Here is a 16325-nt window from a genome sequence, read left to right on the forward strand (position 1 = left end):
AGCGTAGCCAGGGTTAGAAGCCGCCTCGGTGCCACGGCCCCCAGATGGCGAACGACAGGCCCTTGCCGGACTGGATGTTGACGTACAGGGTGCGCCCGCCGGGGCCGAAGGTGGAGCCCGCGAACTCCGCGCCCGAGTCGCCCGCCACCGGTTCGAGCCGCGCGAAGTCGAAGATCTCCCCCCGCCTGGTCAGCCCGCGCAGGTAGTTGCCGTCTCCGCCGTCCTCGCACAGCACCAGCGCGCCCTTCGGGCTGGTGGTGATGTTGTCGGGCAGGTCGAGCACCATCGAGCCAGGCGACTCGTAGACCAGCCGCAGCCGCTTGCTCCACGTCTCGTACGCCCACACCTGCCCGCGGCCCTTGCCGAACCCCGACGGCGGGGTGTCCCCCGTGGCCGTGGCCCCGCCCTGGGTGGAGACGAAGTAGATCACCCCGTGGTGGTGAACCGCGCCCTCCAGCCTGGAGAAGAGCGCCGCTCCCTGGTCGCGCCCCTGCTTGCCGACGGCCTGGATGGCCACGTCGTTGGAGGGCGTGCCGGAGAAGGCGGGATCGGGGTCGTCGATGTCCACCCACGTCACGTCGTACGAGGCTCCTGCGGGCTGGCCGGCCGACAGGTCCTTGTTCGGCGCTCCCCTGACCGCCAGCATCTGCAGCCGCCCGCCGTCGTCGATCCTGCCGCTTTTGAGCGGGTTGCTCGGCGGCAGGTACCTGTAGAAGCCCGACGCGAACGCGAAGTTGTCCTCGGTCAGGTAGATGGCCCCGCTCAGCGGGTCGAAGGCCGCCGACTCGTGCGCGAACCTGCCCGCCGACCTGATGGGACGCGCGCTCGCGGCCGCGTCGATCGGGACCTCGAAGATGTAGCCGTGCTTCTCGCGCAGCTTGGTGTTGTCCCCGCCGGAGAAGTCGTTGCCCACGTCGGGCCCGTTCACGGTCTCCTCGCACGTCACCCATGAACCCCACGGCATCGGGCCGCCCGAGCAGTTCATCTGCGTGCCGTTGAGCGAGGGGCCGCTGCGCAGCACCCGGCCGTCCCTGGTGACCTGGAGCGTCGCCGTACCGCCCCCCGCCGCGGGATCGTAGGCCGTGGAGAGGTCGCCGAACGCCCCCACGGGCCCGTTGACCTCGTGGTTGCGCACCAGGATGGTCGTCCCCCTCGGACCGCGGAAGGCGGCCATCCCGTCGTGGCGTCCCGGCGTCGGCGATCCGTCGGTGAACGCCTCTCCCGCCGGGTTGAACGAGCGGTAGCCGAACCCGTCGGGCAGGTGGAGCCTGACCTGTCCGTCCCTGAGGTCCTGCACCGGCTTGAGCGGGCCGTAGCCCGCCCCCGGTCGCGGTCCTCCGTTGACCGCGGCGCTGGCGGCCCCGGTGAACGGCCCCGCCACGCCTGCGGCAACGGCTCCTGCGAGAAAACGGCGACGATCCATCAGCCCTCCCTGGCGACGTTCACGTCACGTTAATCCCATGCCACCAAATGGCCATATGTCAGAAATCGCCAAGGCGGGAGGACCCAGAGGGCTACCCACTTCCTCGCATCGGTAATCCCATGTGTTTATCCACAGGCTGTGCATGACCGGGTCATGGCCGAGGGCATGCCCCGCCTCCATGCACTGTTGCGCGGTCAATAGGCTTTCAGGGTGAACAACGGCTACGTGGAACTGAGCAGGGAGCAGTGGAGCGAGCTCCGCAAGAACACGCCCTTGACTCTCACCGCAGACGAGCTGGAAGACCTCCGTGGCGTCGACGATCCGATCGACCTGGCCGAGGTCACCGACATCTACCTCCCGTTGACCCGGTTGCTGAACCTCCACTTCACCGGGTCCAAGCAGCGCAGCAGCGTGCTGAGCGCCTTCCTCGGCAACGACGGGGAGCGCGTGCCGTACATCCTGGGCATCGCCGGCAGCGTCGCGGTCGGCAAGTCGACCACGGCGCGGCTGCTCAGGACCCTGTTGACCAGGTGGCCCGAGCACCCGAACGTCGCGCTGATCACCACCGACAGCTTCCTCTACCCCAACGAGGTGCTGGAGGCCAAGGGCATCATGCACCGCAAGGGCTTCCCCGAGAGCTACGACAGGCGGGCGCTGGTGCGCTTCGTGGCCGAGGTCAAGGCGGGCGGCGCCGAGGTGCACGCGCCCGTCTACTCCCACCTGGAGTACGACATCGTCCCCGGCGCGACCCAGGTCGTGAAGAAGCCCGACATCCTCATCATCGAGGGGCTGAACGTCCTGCAGCCCGCCCCGCCCACCGCCCTCGCGGTCAACGACTACTTCGACTTCTCCATCTACGTGGACGCCAAGGTGGAGGACATCCGCAACTGGTACGTCCACCGCTTCCACCAGCTGCGCCGTACCGCCTTCGAGGACCCCAAGTCGTACTTCAGGCACATCGCCGAGCTCTCTGAGGAGCAGGCCACCGCCTTCGCCAAGAACGTCTGGCGCGACATCAACGAGCGCAACCTCGTCGACAACATCCTGCCCACCAGGGGACGCGCCGGCCTCGTGCTGCAGAAGGGCCCCGACCACGCCATCAGGCGGGTACGGCTGCGCCGTACCTGACCAACTCCAGCTCCTCCGCCACGAAGGCCGCGAACCGGCCGTGGCACCCGAAATCGTCGATATCGGCGAACCAGCACGGCTCGCCCTCCTCGTGACAGCAGATCGTCATGGAGGGCAGCCTGCGGGAGCCCCGTCAACGCGCGGTCACAAACGAATCGACGACAATGGGCGGCGTGCTTCATCTGCGACTCATCAGTCCCTCCGCCCGCACGGACGAAGTCGTCAGTGTCCTCGAGGACTGCACGGGCGTGACCAACATCGCCGTCGTCGAGGGCGCGGCGCGCGAGCCACGCGGCGACCTGATCTTCTGCGACGTGGCGCGCGAGGCCGCCAACGAGGTCATCGACAAGGTCAGGTGGCTGGAGCACGAGGGCTCGATCGCGGTCGAGCACGTCGACCTGTCGATCTCGCACGCCGCCGCCGAGGCGGAGGAGCAGGCCCCCGGCGACGGCGACGACGCCGTGGTGTGGGCCGAGCTGGCCCAGCGCGTCGACGACGACCTGCGCCTCACCTGGGCCTACCTGGCCTTCATCGCCATCGCCACCCAGCTCGCCGGCATCGGCGTCGTCACCAACTCCCTGGTGGTCATCGTGGGCGCGATGGTCCTCGGGCCCGAGTTCGGCGCGATCGCGGCCGCCTGCTTCGGCCTGCTGACCGGCCGCCTCCGTCTGGTCGGCAGGGCGCTCAGGATCCTCGCGATCGGGTTCGCCGTGGGGATCGCGATCACCTTCGCGTGCGCGCTGGTCTCCAGGGGCCTCGGCTGGATCGACCACGACTCCCTCGACATCGGCCACGAAGAGGTCCAGTTCATCGTCAAGCCCGACAGGTGGTCCTTCATCGTCGCGCTGCTCGCGGGGGCGGCCGGCGTGCTGTCCGTCACCGCGGGCAAGTCCTCCGCCCTGGTCGGCGTCTTCATCTCGGTCACCACCATCCCCGCCGCCGGATACGCCGCCGTCGCGATGGCCCTCGGCGACTGGCCCGAGGTGGGCGGGTCGGCGCTGCAACTGTTCGTCAACATCGCGGGCATGGTCATCTCCGGCACGGCCGTGCTGTACCTCCAGCGCACGATCTGGCCCCAGGGGATGAGCCGCGGTTCGTCCGCTCGAACGAGGCCGCAGGGCGGGCTTCGCGGGTAGTGTCCGGATCATGCACATCCTCGCGACCGAGGGGCTGACCCAACGCTTCCCCACGGTGACCGCGCTGGACCAGCTCTCCGTCACGGTCGAAGCGGGCGTCACCGGCCTCGTGGGCGCCAACGGAGCGGGCAAGTCCACGCTGATCAAGATCCTGCTCGGCCTCCTGCCCCAGACGGCGGGCCGGGCCGAGGTGCTCGGCCTCGACGTCGTCACCCATGGCCCGCAGATCCGCGCCCTCGTCGGCTACATGCCCGAGCACGACTGCCTGCCGCCCGACGTTTCCGCGACCGAGCTGGTCGTCCACCTCGCGCAGATCTCCGGACTGCCGCGCACCGCCGCCCGCGAGCGCGCCGCCGACGTGCTGCGCCACGTCGGCCTGTACGAGGAGCGCTACCGCGCCATCGGCGGCTACTCCACCGGCATGAAGCAGCGCGTCAAGCTCGCGCAGGCGCTCGTCCACGACCCGCAGCTGGTCTTCCTCGACGAGCCGACCAACGGCCTCGACCCGCAGGGCCGCGACGAGATGCTCACGCTGATCAGGCGCATCGGCACCGAGTTCGGCATCAGCGTCCTGGTCACCTCGCACCTGCTCGGTGAGCTCGAACGCGTCTGCGACCACGTCATCGTCATCGACGGCGGCCGCCTGCTGCGCTCCAGCGCCATCACCGAGTTCACCCAGAGCACCCAGATCCTCACCGTCGAGGTCGAGGAGGGCGCCGAGCCGCTGGCGGCCAGGCTGACCGAGCTCGGGCAGTCCGTCACCGCCCACGGCCGCGGCCTGCTCGTGCAGGTCGACGGCCCCGAGACCTACGACACCATCCGCGACGCCGTGTGCGACCTGGACCTGTGCCTCATCCGCCTCGAGCAGGGCAGGCAGCGAATCGAGGACGTGTTCCGTGTCTGAGATCTACGACATCGGCTACCGCCACTACGAGGGACCCCGGCTCGGCCGCGCCCACGCCGTGCGCGCGCTGATCACCCAGAACCTGCGCAGCATCTTCGGCCTGGGCCGCAGGGCCCGCAGCAAGCTCATGCCGTTCCTGCTGGCCGCCTCCATGCTGCTGCTGCCCGTCGTGTCGATCGCGATGATGGCGATGCTCGGGCGCAACGACATCGGCTACACCAACTACCCGGTCATCATGCAGGCCGTGATCGCGATCTTCCTGGCGTCGCAGTCGCCCACGATCACCGCGCCCGACCTGCGCTTCAAGGTGCTCCCGCTGTACCTGTCGCGGCCGGTCTCGACGCTCGACTACGTCGCCGCCAAGGTGGTGGCCATGGCCACCGCGCTGTTCGCGCTGGTCGCCCTGCCGCTGACGGTGATGTACGCGGGCGAGCTGCTGGTCGACCCGCCGGGCCCTCCGCACACCAAGGAGTACGTCGCGGGGCTCGTCACCGCGCTGCTGCTGGCCCTGCTGCTGTCGACCTTCGGCCTCGCGCTGGCCTCCTTCACCCCGCGCCGCGGGCTGGGCGTCGCCTCGGTCATCGCGGTCTACCTGCTCGCCTCCGCCGTCTCGACCGTGCTGTTCGCGACCTTCGAGTCGATGGGACGCGCCGACGTGGCCCAGTGGGCGTGGCTGGTCAACCCGTTCTTCCTGGTCGACTCGGTGCAGTCGTGGCTGTTCGGCACCACCCCCGCCAACGGCTACACCTACCCGGCGGGCGTCTTCTCCGCGCTCCTGCTCGCCGCGCTGCTCGGCCTGAGCCTGACGGCGTTCATCCTCCGCTACCGGAAGGCGGCCTCCCGGTGAAGATCGAGCTATCCCAGGTCTCACGCTGGTACGGCAACGTCGTGGCCGTCAACGACGTCTCCATGACCATCGGCCCAGGCGTCACAGGGCTGCTCGGGCCCAACGGCGCGGGCAAGTCGACGCTGCTGCACATGATGGCGGGCTTCCTGGCCGCTTCGGGCGGCACGGTCACCCTCGACGGCACGCCGACCTGGAAGAACCACCAGATCTACCGCCACATCGGGCTGGTGCCCGAGCGCGAGGGCGTCTACGGATTCCTGACCGGCTGGCAGTTCGTGCTGTCGGCGGCCAAGCTCCACGGCCTGCCCTCGCCCGAGGACGCCGCCACCAAGGCGCTGGCCATGGTCGAGATGGAGCCCGCGCGCGACCGCCGCGTCGAGACCTACTCCAAGGGCATGAAGCAGCGCGTCAAGGTGGCCGCCGCCCTCGTCCACGACCCCCAGGTGCTCCTGCTCGACGAGCCCTTCAACGGCATGGACCCACGCCAGCGGATGCACCTCATGGACCTCATCAAGGCCATGGGCACCGCGGGCAAGACCATCCTGTTCAGCTCGCACATCCTGGAGGAGGTGGAGCGCGTCGCCCAGCACATCGAGGTCGTGGTGGCGGGACGGCACGCCGCCTCCGGCGACTTCCGCGAGATCCGCCGCCTGATGACCGACAGGCCGCACCTGTTCAGGATCCGCTCCAGCGACGACAGGAAGCTGGCCGCCGCGCTGATCGTGGACCGGTCGGCGGGCGGCGTCACCCTCACGTCGAACGGCCTGGAGGTCCAGGCGACGGAGTTCCGCCGCTTCGCCTGGCTGCTGCCGCGCGTCGCCCGTCACGAGGGCGTCCACCTGCACCAGGTCTCCCCCGCCGACGAGGACCTGGAGAGCGTCTTCGCCTACCTGATCACGAGGAGCTCGTAGTGAACGGCGTCGTAGCGGGCATCACCTACCGCGCAGTCCTCGGCCGCCGCCGCATCCTGCTGCTCATCCTGCTCCCGCTCGGCCTCGTGGGCCTGGCGGTGCTGCTGCGGCTGGTCGGCAGCGCGGACGAGCGCTCGGCCGTCACGCTCATGCAGAGCTTCGCCATCGGCACCATGCTGCCGTTGCTCGGACTGATCGCGGGCACCGGCGTGATCGCGCCGGAGATCGACGACGGCACCGTGCTGCACCTGCTGTCCAAGCCGATCTCGCGGCCCGTCATCGCCCAGACCAAGTTCGCGGTCGCCGCCTCGCTGCTGGCCCTCTTCGCCGCCCTGCCGACCTTCGTGGCGGCCTGGCTGCTGGTCGGAGGGGAGTCGGGCATCGCCACCGGCTTCACCGTCGGCGCGCTGTGCGGAGGGATCGCCTATGCCGCGCTCTTCCTGCTGCTGGGCGTCGTCACCAGGCACGCGGTCACCATCGGGATCATCTACGCGCTGGTGTGGGAGGGCCTGATCGGCAACTTCGTGCCGGGAGCCAGGCAGTTCTCCGTCCAGCAGTGGGCACGCTCGATCGCCGACCAGCTCAGCTCCTCGCCGTTCCTGGCGACCGACGTGAAGCTGAGCTTCGCCGTGCCCGCGCTGATCGTCGTCACGGTCGGCGGGGTGCTGTGGGCGGGGCAGCGCCTGCGCGCCTACTCCCTGACCGGCGACGAATAGGCCGCCTGACCGGAAAGAGAAGAACCGGAAAAAGAAGAGAGGTACGGCACCGGCGTGCCGTACCTCTCTTCTGTCGTGCGGAACTCTCAGACGCAGGCCGTGCGGACCACGTCGGCGAGCTGACCGGCGACCCTGCTGGCCTGCTCCTCCGACGAGGCCTCGACCATCACCCTGATCATCGGCTCGGTGCCGCTGGGCCTGATGAGCACGCGGCCCGTCTCGCCCAGCTCCGCCTCGGCCGCGGCGACGGCCTCGGACAGCTGCGGAGCCGCCGCCTTGCCCCTGTCGACGTCCTTGACGTTGATCAGGATCTGCGGCAACGCCGTCATCACCGAGGCGAGATCGCGCAGCGACCTGCCCGTCCTCGCCACCACCGACAGCAGGTGCAGCGAGGTCAGCAGGCCGTCGCCCGTGGTCGCGTGGTCGAGCAGGATCACGTGACCCGACTGCTCGCCACCCAGGTTGTAACCCTCGGCCTTCATCGCCTCCAGCACGTAGCGGTCGCCGACCGCGGTCTGGATGACGTTGATGCCGGCCTCACGCATGGCCAGCTTGAAGCCCAGGTTCGACATCACGGTCGCGACCACGGTGTCGCGGGTCAGGCGACCTTCGGCGTGCATGGCCAGCGCCAGGATGGCCATGATCTGGTCGCCGTCGATCACCGCGCCCTTGTGGTCGACCGCGAGGCAGCGGTCGGCGTCGCCGTCGTAGGCGATGCCGAGGTCGGCGCCGCGCGAGATGACGACCTGCTGCAGCTTGTCCAGGTGGGTGGAGCCGCAGCCCGCGTTGATGTTGAGCCCGTCGGGACGCGCGCCGATGGCCTCGACCTGCGCGCCCGCGCGCAGCAGCGCCTCGGGCGCCACCACGCTGGCCGCGCCGTTGGCGCAGTCGACGACGATGTTGAGCCCGTCGAGCCTGCCGTCGACGGTGTCGAGCAGGTGCGAGATGTAGCGGTCGGCCTCGCCGTACGCCTCGCGCACCCGGCCGACCCCCGAACCGACGGGACGCTCCCACCGCTCGCCGAGCCTGCGCTCGATCTCGTCCTCGACCGTGTCGGACAGCTTGAAGCCGCCGCGGGCCAGGAACTTGATGCCGTTGTCGGGCGCGGGGTTGTGGGAGGCCGACAGCATGACGCCGAGATCGGCGCCGAGCGCGGCCGTGAGATGGGCGACGGCGGGGGTGGGCAGCACGCCGAGGCGCAGCACATCCACCCCGGACGACGCGAGGCCGGCGACCACCGCGGCCTCCAGGAATTCACCTGAAGCGCGGGGGTCCCGGCCTACGACCGCCACAGGCCTCTTGTGGCCTGTGGCGGTGAAAGCGCCTGCATCGCCGAGGACATGAGCCGCCGCGACCGAAAGGTCCATGGCGAGCTCGGCCGTGAGGTCGCGACCAGCGACCCCACGTACCCCGTCGGTGCCGAAAAGGCGCCCCAATTTAGCGCTTGCTGTACTGCGGAGCCTTGCGGGCCTTCTTGAGGCCGTACTTCTTCCGCTCCGTGGCGCGGGCGTCACGGGTGAGGAAGCCGGCCTTCTTCAGCGGCGGACGGTTGTTCTCGACATCGAGAACGGCCAGCGCGCGGGACAGGCCCATGCGCAGGGCACCGGCCTGACCGGTGACGCCGCCGCCGTCGATGCGGGCGATGACGTCGAAGGCCTCCTCGGCACCGAGCACCACGAAGGGCTCGTTGACGATCTGCTGGTGGACCTTGTTCGGGAAGTAGGTGTCAAGCGAACGACCGTTGATCGTCCACTTGCCGGTGCCGGGGACGATGCGCACGCGGGCGATCGCCTCCTTGCGGCGGCCGGTGCCGTACGAGTTGCCCGTGGTGACGGGCTTGCGCACGGGAGCGTCAGCGCTGGCAGCGGACTCGGTGGTGTACTCGGACGGGAACTCCTCAGGGGAGAAGTCCTCCTGCTCGGCCTCGATCACGGCCGTCTCGACACCGGTGGGCTCAGCCACGGTTCTCCTCTAAATCTTTCGCGAACTACTACTGGGCGATCTGGGTGATCTCGAACGGCACGGGCTGCTGGGCCGAGTGCGGGTGCTCGGACCCGGCGTAGACCTTCAGCTTCTTGGCCATCTTCCGGCCAAGAGCGTTCTTGGGGAGCATGCCCTTGACGGCCTTCTCGACGGCGCGGTCGGGCCGCTTCTCCATCAGCTCGCCGTAGGTCACGGAACGCAGACCGCCCGGGTAGCCCGAGTGGCGGTAGGCCTTCTTCTGCTCGAGCTTGTTGCCGCTCAGCGCAATCTTGTCGGCGTTGATGACGATGACGAAGTCACCGGTGTCGACGTGGTTTGCGAAGATCGGCTTGTGCTTACCGCGGAGCAGGGTCGCGACGTGGCTGGCCAGCCGGCCCAGCACCACGTCGGTAGCGTCGATGACGTACCACTGACGCTGGACGTCGGCGGGCTTCGGTGTGTACGTGCGCACGGTCGTAGCCTTCTTTAATAGCGTCTTCGGCGCTGTCGGATGCGACAGCTCTATGGTCGGTCGGTGCGGGCGCACGACAGCCCGGACCTTCCGTCTCCAGCAGATGGGAGATGACGCCGGACGCGCCGCGCATCGGTCACTGACGGACCGACTCGCATACAACGAACGCTTAGGTTACCGCTACTTCATGACATGGGTCAAAACGAGCGGGGGCCACCTCGGCACAGTCTACCCGCGGCACGGTTCTGTTTCGGTTCGCGGCATCCCCTTCTCCAGGAATATCTGACGTCCCTATCGTTGACTGCGGTATGTGGCAGACCCCTCACACCCGGCACACCCAGCCCAGCTCCCGGCGCCGGAACCTCCTGGGGCTGCTGGGCTGCCTGCTTGCCGTCCTGTTCGCGGGCGTGCTCATCGGCAGGCTCTCGGTCAGCCCCCTCGACGCGTCCGACCAGATCTACCTGAACAACACCGCGCCGCCGTCGGCGAGCACGCCGGTCGCCTCTCCCACGCCCTCCGCCTCGCCCTCGGCCAAGCGGCCCCGCGCCCACGTCGAGAGCCGCGCGCGCCGCACCGCCAAGCCGCCGGCCAAGCCCTCCACGACGGCCTCGAAGCTGACAGAGGTTCCAGGAGAGCTTCCAGGCGACCCCACCCAGGTGCTCGGTTCACCGCTGATCGAGGTCTCCTCCTCGATGGCCACGCAGGTCGTCACGCTCACCAACGCCGCCCGCGCCCGCAAGGGCTGCCGTCCGCTGCGGGTCGACAGGCGGCTGACCAGCTCGGCGCGCGCCCACTCCCTGGAGATGGCCCGGTCAGGCGTCTTCTCCCACGACTCCCCCGACGGCGCCTCCCCGTGGAACCGCATGGAGCGCGCCGGATACCGCGACGGCGCCGCCGAGAACATCGGCCGCGGCTACGTCAGCGCCAGAGAGGCGGTGAGCGGCTGGATGGCCAGCCCCGAGCACCGCCGCAACCTCCTGCACTGCGGCTACCGGGCGATCGGGGTCGGCGTCGTGGCGGGACCAGGAGGCCCCTGGTGGACACAGGACTTCGGCTTCTCGTGACCTCGCCCACGGTCAAGCCCGGCTAATCTCGGCGCATGGGTTCCGCCAAGAAGACCGAAGAAACCCCCTCCCAGCCGCGCAGGGCGATGTGGAGCCCCTATGACGAGGGCCCCCGCTCAAGGACGCCGCTGTGGTTCGCCCTCGGTGGCCTCGCCGTCCTCGCGGCGCTGGTGGCCGGTCTCGTGATGATGTGGAACACGAAGGGCCCCGATCCCACGGCCGACCCCGCGCAGCGCGCGAGCACGCCCCCGGTGGCGGCGCCCGTCGTGCCCGCCGACAAGTACGGCTACGCCTCCGCCCGCGAGACCGACCCGCAGTCGCTCACGCAGAAGGAGCTCTTCCCGAAGAAGAAGTTCACGGCCGAGGGGCGCTCGTACGAGATCACCATCCTCAAGACGGACAAGAAGTGCGCCGACGCGGCCGAGGGCGACAAGCTCGACAAGGCGCTCAAGTCCGGTAAGTGCACGCAGCTCGTGCGGGCCACCTTCAAGGACAAGACCGGCAAGGTCGTCGGCACGGTCGGCGTCGCCAACCTCGTCGACAGCAAGGCCGCGGGCAAGGTGGCCGCCTCCGTGCGCACCAAGGGTGAGAGCAAGCTCTTCGTGAAGCCGCTGGCCGGCACCGACACCGTCACCAAGTTCATCGGCGCGGGCGAGGCCAGCGTCCACGTGGCCACCCACGGCCACTACGCGGTCATGCTGTACGTCCAGTTCAAGGACGGCCACAAGCCCACCAAGAAGGACGCCAAGCTGCTCTCGCAGGCCAGTGCCGACGTGACCCAGGCGACCGTCTATCGCGCGCTCGACTCACGTTCGCTCAGCGGCCGCAGGGCGAGCTGAAACCGGTCAGTCGTCACCTAAGGCCGACAAAGCACCCCGCAGATCAGGGCGAGAACGCCCATACGGGCATGCCGATCTCCTGACTATGGTTAGGCTCCCCCTATGCGTGGCCAGGAATCTGGGTCTGAGCACGAGCGCGAGACGGACGGCTCGGCCGCACCGGCGACGCCACCGCCGAGTTTCGGCAGGCCGGCGGTGCGGACCGAGCCGAACGTCTCCCCGCCCTACCCCGGGGGCTCCCACCACCCGTCGCACGGCGACGCGCTGGCCGAGCCCCCTTTCGCCGACTTCTCCGGCCAGGTCGCCGACCCCGGCGCGGCGGGCGCGAGGCCGCCCATCCCCGTCTACCAGGGGCCGCCGCCCGACCTTCCCTCACCGGAGCCCATCCCCGACTTCCCTCCGCCGGGAGCCGACCCTTCGCAGGCGGGCGGGTTCCCCCCGAGCGGAGACGACGCCACGGCCGAGCACGCGCGGCAGGGTCTGCCGCTGAACGCCAGGCCGCTGCCGGCCTTCCCAGGGGTGCCCGCCGAGTCGTGGTCGAAGTCCGCGCAGCCGTGGGAGCACGGCACGGACGACGCCCGGCCGTACGACTGGTTCGCCGATCCCGAGCCCGACGCCGACCCGTCGTGGCCCGACCCCCAGCAGCCCGTCTCCCGGCAGCCCGCGCCCCAGCAGGCCGCGCCGCAGCAGCCTTCGTCGCAACAGCCTTCGTCGCAACAGCCCGCTTCGCCACAGCCCGCCCAGCAGGCGCCGCATCAGCCGAACGGGCAGTGGGGCGGCCCCGCCGAGGGCCCGCGGGACGCCTCGCCATGGGCCCCCTCACCCGCGGCGTGGCAGCAGGGCGTCGAGCCGGTCGTGCCGGGCGCGCCGCCCTGGCAGCCCCCTCCGGGCTTCACCGCCGCCGCCGCGGGGATGAAGGTCTGGCCCTCGCCCTCCGACGACGGCCCCGCCATCCCGCCGTGGCCCGCCGCCACCGGTGAGCCCATCGACGACGCCAACGGCGACGACGAGCCGCTCGACCCGTCCATGACGGTCCCCTTCGCGCACAGCGCCGAGCCTGGCGACATCCCCGTCTGGCCTCCGCTGCCCCCGGGAGAGGAGTCCGACGACCGCATCCCCGACCTGCCGTTCGACAGCTCGACATGGGGACGGCCCAAGGACAGCGACACCCCCGCCGACGTCCTCGACGACGTTCCGGCTCCGCCCGTCACCGGCGAGGAGAACGTCTTCCCTTCAGACGCGAAGGACCCCGGCCCGCGGCCCGAGGCCGAAGGCCCCGCCCGCTCCCACGGAGCCATCCCGCTGCCCCCCGGCGAGGGCGCTGCGCCCCCTCCCGACGGCGCGTTCGCCCCGCAGGCCGGCCCCACGCCGGGCGCGCAACCTCCGGCGCACGTCAGCCCCGGGCAGGAGCCGCCCGCGCAGGGATCACCCGCTCAGGACGCGCTCGCAGGGCCGCCGTCCGGGCCGCAGCAGGGGCCGCCCGCCGGGCCGCCCACGGGGCCGCCCATGGGTGGCGGCCCATCAGGGCCGGCAGGCTCGCCCGGCACGCCCGTGGCCGAACTGCCGACGCCGCCGCACGGCGCGCCGATGGCGCCCTTCGACCCCTTCTCGCCGATGCCCCCCGGCGGTCTCCTTCCGCAGCCCGAGCCCCCTGTCAAGGCGGGCAACGGCAAGAAGGCCCTGTTCGCCACCCTCGGCGTGCTGATCGTGGCGGGGGTGGCCACCGGCGGCTTCTTCGCCTACAGGTCGATGAGCGCCGACAGGCCCGCCGACGCGAGCGTGGGCCCCACCGCCCAGCCGTCCGTGTCGGCCGCCCCCGGTGACGCCGCGGGGAGCAGCTCGCTGCTCGACTCCGAGGGCAGCGACCCGGAGAAGATGTCGGTCAACGAGGCCTTCCCCGACAAGAAGATCGAGGTGGGCGGGCGCGTCTACACGCGCGTCAAGGTCGACATGGCCGACGACTGCAAGGCGGCGGCCACCGGGCCCTTCGCCACCGCGCTGCAGGACAAGAAGTGCAGCCGCGTGCTGAGAGCCACCTACGTCGACAGCAAGAAGCGCTACGCGGTCACCACGGGCATCGCCGTCCTGCCCACCAAGGAGGCGGCGGCGGAGGCCGACCAGGCGAAGGACCTCGGCAAGAACCTCTGGTTCCGTCCGCTGCCGGGCTCGGCCTCCAGCGGCGCCGACCGCGTGCACATCGCGGGCGGCTACGCGGCGGGGCTGCTGTGGGGGCGCTACATCGTCTTCAGCTACGCCACCTACGCCGACGGGCACACGCCGACCGCCAAGGAGAAGGGGCTGGACACCGTCAGCGGCGCCTTCCGCGACCACACCTCACTGGTGCTGGAGCGCAGGATCACTGAGTGAGCGTGCGGACCCGCCGCGTCGCGGCCGCCCTGGCGGCCAGCTCCGCGGGCGGCGGGTAGCCGACCTCCTCCAGGCACAGGCCGTGCGCGGGCGCCACGTGCACCCCCGAGTCCCGTACGGCTCCCGCCAGCACCCGCGCGGGCCACTCGCGTGGCCGCCTGCCGTCGCCCACGGCCAGCAGGCACCCCACCAGCGCCCTGACCATCGAGTGGCAGAACGCGTCGGCCACCACGGTCGCCTCGAGGACGCCTTCGGCCGTCCGCACCCAGTCGAGCCGCTGCAGCTCCCTGATCGTGGTGGCGCCCTCGCGCTTCTTGCAGAAGGCGGCGAAGTCGTGCTCGCCGAGCAGGTGCGCGGCTCCGGCGATCATCGCGTCGAGGTCGAGGGGGCGCAGGTGCCACACGATCTCCCCGCGCCGCAGCGGATCGACGCCGCCGGGCGCGTCCTGCACGCGGTAGACGTAGCGCCTCGAGAGCGCGGAGAAGCGGGCGTCGAAGCCCTCAGGAGCCACGCTGACGCGATGGACCCGCACATCCGGCGGCAGGACGCCCGCCAGTCTCCGCAGGAGCGCAGGGAGCCGCTCATCGACGCTCGCGGGTCGCGGGTCGCGGACCAGCTCGTCGAACGACGCCTCGGGCAGGTCGACGTGGGCGACCTGCCCTCGCGCGTGGACGCCCGCGTCCGTCCTGCCGGCCACGGTGAGCGAGACCGCGTCACCGAGCCGCAGGATCGTGCCCAGCGCGTCTTCCAACTCGCCCTGCACCGTGCGCCGTCCCGGCTGGCGCGCCCATCCTGAGAAGTCCGCGCCGTCGTAGCCGAGGTCGAGGCGGAGCCGTACCACGATCACCCTCCTGGAAACGGGGAAGGCCCGGCACCCCGAGGGGTGCCGGGCCCATGGGCCTGAAGGATCAGGCCTCGTCCTTCTTCGCCTCGGCGGGGGCCTCGGTGGCCTCCGCCTTCTCGGCGGACTCCTCGGTCTCGGCCTCGGCGGGAGCCTCGGTCGTCTCCTCGACGACCTCGTCCTTGGCCTCGGCGGGAGCGGCGGCGGCCGGAGCCGTGCGCGCGACGCTGACCTGGTTCAGAGCCTCGGTCACCAGCTCGATGACCGCCATGGGCGCGTTGTCGCCCTTACGGTTGCCGATCTTGGTGATGCGGGTGTAGCCACCGGGACGCTCGGCGAAGGTCACCGCGATCTCGGTGAAGAGGTGGTGGACGACGCCCTTGTCCTTGACGACGGTCAGCACCTGGCGACGGTTGTGGATGTCGCCCTTCTTGGCCTTGGTGATCAGGCGCTCCGCCAGCGGGCGGACGCGCTTGGCCTTGGTCACGGTGGTGGTGATGCGGCCGTGGCGGAACAGGTCCGTGGCGAGGTTCGCCAGGATCAGCCGCTCGTGAGCCGGGCTGCCGCCAAGACGTGCACCCTTGGTGGGCTTGGGCATTGCGTTCTCCTTGAGAGTGAACCCGCCCCGGCCGTGTCAGGTACCGGAGTCGGGCCGCCAGGCCCCCGTGAGGAGGCCCGCGATGATCTTCTAGTACTGCTCGGTCTCGACGTACGCGCTGTCGTCGTCGTCGTAGCCGCCGCCGGCCACCGCGCTCGGGTCGAACCCGGGCGGGGAGTCCTTGAGCGCCAGCGACATCTCGTGCAGCTTCTGCTTGACCTCTTCGATCGACTTGGCGCCGAAATTCCTTATATCGAGCAGGTCCTGCTCGCTGCGGGCCACGAGCTCACCCACGGTGTGGATGCCCTCGCGCTTGAGGCAGTTGTAGGAACGGACCGTGAGGTTGAGCTCCTCGATCGGCAGCGCCAGGTCGGCGGCCAGGGCCGCGTCCGTCGGCGACGGGCCGATGTCGATGCCCTCGGCCTCGACGTTGAGCTCGCGGGCCAGGCCGAACAGCTCGACGAGGGTCTTGCCCGCCGAGGCCACCGCGTCGCGGGGCTTCATGGCGGCCTTGGTCTCGACGTCGAGGATCAGCCTGTCGAAGTCGGTGCGCTGCTCGACACGGGTCGCCTCGACCTTGTAGGTGACCTTGAGCACCGGCGAGTAGATCGAGTCGATCGGGATGCGGCCGATCTCCTGGCCAGGCTGCTTGTTCTGCGCGGCGGAGACGTAGCCGCGACCGCGCTCGACGGTCAGCTCCATCTCCAGCTTCGCCTTGCCGTTCAGCGTGGCGATGCGCAGCTCGGGGTTGTGCACCTCGACACCGGCAGGCGGCGCGATGTCGGCGGCGGTGACCTCACCCGGGCCCTGCTTGCGCAGGTACATCACGACCGGCTCGTCGTGCTCGGAGGAGACGACCAGCTCCTTGAGGTTCAGGATGATGTCGGTGACGTCTTCCTTCACACCGGGAACGGTCGAGAACTCGTGCAGCACGCCCTCGATGCGGATGCTCGTCACGGCCGCGCCGGGAATGGACGACAGCAGCGTGCGACGCAGCGAGTTGCCGATGGTGTAGCCGAAGCCCGGCTCCAGCGGCTCGATGATGAACTTGGACCGGGTCTCGTCGATCGACTCTTCGAGAAGAGTCGGACGCTGAGCGATCAGCATTTCTTCGGGT

Annotated in this window: 17 protein-coding genes; 9 read left to right on the plus strand and 8 right to left on the minus strand. The window is 70.3% G+C overall.

The genetic code is table 11. The annotated features are described in order from the left end of the window. Nucleotides 1-13: 13 nt before the first annotated feature. Nucleotides 14-1423, minus strand: a complete 1410-nt coding sequence (locus tag FHR33_RS21815) for an alkaline phosphatase PhoX (RefSeq protein ID WP_183650792.1) — start codon at nt 1421-1423, stop codon at nt 14-16. A gap of 225 nt (nt 1424-1648) precedes the next feature. Here FHR33_RS21815 and coaA point away from each other — a divergent pair, with 225 nt between their 5' ends. Continuing rightward, a complete protein-coding gene (gene coaA, locus FHR33_RS21820) occupies nt 1649-2551 on the plus strand; it encodes a type I pantothenate kinase (protein WP_183660223.1) in 903 nt (300 codons plus the stop codon). Here the strand turns inward: coaA and FHR33_RS21825 are convergent. Beyond that, complete coding sequence (locus FHR33_RS21825; RefSeq protein WP_183650796.1) at nt 2523-2660, minus strand: hypothetical protein; 138 nt, start codon at nt 2658-2660, stop codon at nt 2523-2525. The two genes, coaA and FHR33_RS21825, sit on opposite strands and share 29 nt — an antisense overlap. A gap of 64 nt (nt 2661-2724) precedes the next feature. Here FHR33_RS21825 and FHR33_RS21830 point away from each other — a divergent pair, with 64 nt between their 5' ends. The 5 genes from FHR33_RS21830 to FHR33_RS21850 are packed head-to-tail and all read left to right on the plus strand — an operon-like array spanning nt 2725 to nt 7065. Beyond that, a complete protein-coding gene (locus FHR33_RS21830) occupies nt 2725-3687 on the plus strand; it encodes a DUF389 domain-containing protein (protein ID WP_183650799.1) in 963 nt (320 codons plus the stop codon). Nucleotides 3688-3697: 10 nt separating this feature from the next. Beyond that, nucleotides 3698-4591 carry an ABC transporter ATP-binding protein gene (locus FHR33_RS21835; RefSeq protein ID WP_183650802.1) on the plus strand — a complete coding sequence of 298 codons (894 nt, stop codon included), beginning with the start codon at nt 3698-3700 and terminating at the stop codon, nt 4589-4591. Beyond that, entirely contained in the window at nt 4584-5438 is an 855-nt protein-coding gene (locus tag FHR33_RS21840; protein WP_183650805.1) for an ABC transporter permease, read from the plus strand. Before FHR33_RS21835 ends, FHR33_RS21840 begins: the two co-directional genes overlap by 8 nt. Next, nucleotides 5435-6349 (plus strand): ABC transporter ATP-binding protein, encoded by a 915-nt coding sequence (locus FHR33_RS21845; RefSeq protein ID WP_312895655.1) that lies wholly within the window; start codon nt 5435-5437, stop codon nt 6347-6349. Before FHR33_RS21840 ends, FHR33_RS21845 begins: the two co-directional genes overlap by 4 nt. After that, nucleotides 6349-7065, plus strand: a complete 717-nt coding sequence (locus tag FHR33_RS21850; protein WP_183650808.1) for an ABC transporter permease — start codon at nt 6349-6351, stop codon at nt 7063-7065. The genes FHR33_RS21845 and FHR33_RS21850 overlap by 1 nt, the downstream gene beginning before the upstream one ends. A gap of 86 nt (nt 7066-7151) precedes the next feature. Here the strand turns inward: FHR33_RS21850 and glmM are convergent, their stop codons facing one another. From glmM to rplM, 3 genes are read right to left on the minus strand one after another with little or no spacing between them, the layout of a single operon-like run. After that, nucleotides 7152-8501 (minus strand): phosphoglucosamine mutase, encoded by a 1350-nt coding sequence (gene glmM, locus FHR33_RS21855; RefSeq protein ID WP_183650811.1) that lies wholly within the window; start codon nt 8499-8501, stop codon nt 7152-7154. Between the two features lies 1 nt (nt 8502). Continuing rightward, a complete protein-coding gene (gene rpsI / locus FHR33_RS21860; RefSeq protein ID WP_183650814.1) occupies nt 8503-9027 on the minus strand; it encodes a 30S ribosomal protein S9 in 525 nt (174 codons plus the stop codon). Nucleotides 9028-9055: 28 nt separating this feature from the next. Further along, nucleotides 9056-9499, minus strand: coding sequence for a 50S ribosomal protein L13 (rplM, locus tag FHR33_RS21865; RefSeq protein WP_183650817.1), 444 nt, complete (start codon nt 9497-9499; stop codon nt 9056-9058). Nucleotides 9500-9807: 308 nt separating this feature from the next. Here rplM and FHR33_RS21870 point away from each other — a divergent pair, with 308 nt between their 5' ends. From FHR33_RS21870 to FHR33_RS21880, 3 genes are all read left to right on the plus strand, one after another. Then, nucleotides 9808-10563: a CAP domain-containing protein gene (locus tag FHR33_RS21870; protein ID WP_183650820.1), complete on the plus strand. Its 756-nt coding sequence runs from the start codon at nt 9808-9810 to the stop codon at nt 10561-10563. Between the two features lie 35 nt (nt 10564-10598). Continuing rightward, nucleotides 10599-11402 (plus strand): hypothetical protein, encoded by an 804-nt coding sequence (locus FHR33_RS21875; RefSeq protein ID WP_183650822.1) that lies wholly within the window; start codon nt 10599-10601, stop codon nt 11400-11402. Nucleotides 11403-11504: 102 nt separating this feature from the next. Continuing rightward, complete coding sequence (locus FHR33_RS21880) at nt 11505-13769, plus strand: hypothetical protein (RefSeq protein WP_183650825.1); 2265 nt, start codon at nt 11505-11507, stop codon at nt 13767-13769. Here the strand turns inward: FHR33_RS21880 and truA are convergent. From truA to FHR33_RS21895, 3 genes are all read right to left on the minus strand, one after another. Next, nucleotides 13759-14610 carry a tRNA pseudouridine(38-40) synthase TruA gene (truA, locus tag FHR33_RS21885; protein ID WP_183650827.1) on the minus strand — a complete coding sequence of 284 codons (852 nt, stop codon included), beginning with the start codon at nt 14608-14610 and terminating at the stop codon, nt 13759-13761. The genes FHR33_RS21880 and truA overlap by 11 nt on opposite strands. A 67-nt stretch (nt 14611-14677) precedes the next feature. Continuing rightward, entirely contained in the window at nt 14678-15208 is a 531-nt protein-coding gene (gene rplQ, locus FHR33_RS21890; protein WP_183650830.1) for a 50S ribosomal protein L17, read from the minus strand. A 90-nt stretch (nt 15209-15298) separates the two neighbouring features. Then, entirely contained in the window at nt 15299-16315 is a 1017-nt protein-coding gene (locus FHR33_RS21895; protein WP_183650833.1) for a DNA-directed RNA polymerase subunit alpha, read from the minus strand. Nucleotides 16316-16325: the final 10 nt, after the last annotated feature.

The sequence above is a fragment of the Nonomuraea dietziae genome, assembly GCF_014195505.1.
Lineage (GTDB): Bacteria > Actinomycetota > Actinomycetes > Streptosporangiales > Streptosporangiaceae > Nonomuraea > Nonomuraea roseola.

What these genes read in the sequence shown, in the direction of transcription:
- rplQ (WP_183650830.1), bottom strand. Translation starts at nt 15,208, where the DNA reads ATGCCCAAGCCCACCAAGGGTGCACGTCTTGGCGGCAGCCCGGCTCAC.
- FHR33_RS21825 (WP_183650796.1), bottom strand. Translation starts at nt 2,660, where the DNA reads ATGACGATCTGCTGTCACGAGGAGGGCGAGCCGTGCTGGTTCGCCGAT.
- FHR33_RS21880 (WP_183650825.1), top strand. Translation starts at nt 11,505, where the DNA reads ATGCGTGGCCAGGAATCTGGGTCTGAGCACGAGCGCGAGACGGACGGC.
- FHR33_RS21815 (WP_183650792.1), bottom strand. Translation starts at nt 1,423, where the DNA reads ATGGATCGTCGCCGTTTTCTCGCAGGAGCCGTTGCCGCAGGCGTGGCG.
- FHR33_RS21895 (WP_183650833.1), bottom strand. Translation starts at nt 16,315, where the DNA reads ATGCTGATCGCTCAGCGTCCGACTCTTCTCGAAGAGTCGATCGACGAG.
- FHR33_RS21835 (WP_183650802.1), top strand. Translation starts at nt 3,698, where the DNA reads ATGCACATCCTCGCGACCGAGGGGCTGACCCAACGCTTCCCCACGGTG.
- FHR33_RS21870 (WP_183650820.1), top strand. Translation starts at nt 9,808, where the DNA reads ATGTGGCAGACCCCTCACACCCGGCACACCCAGCCCAGCTCCCGGCGC.
- FHR33_RS21875 (WP_183650822.1), top strand. Translation starts at nt 10,599, where the DNA reads ATGGGTTCCGCCAAGAAGACCGAAGAAACCCCCTCCCAGCCGCGCAGG.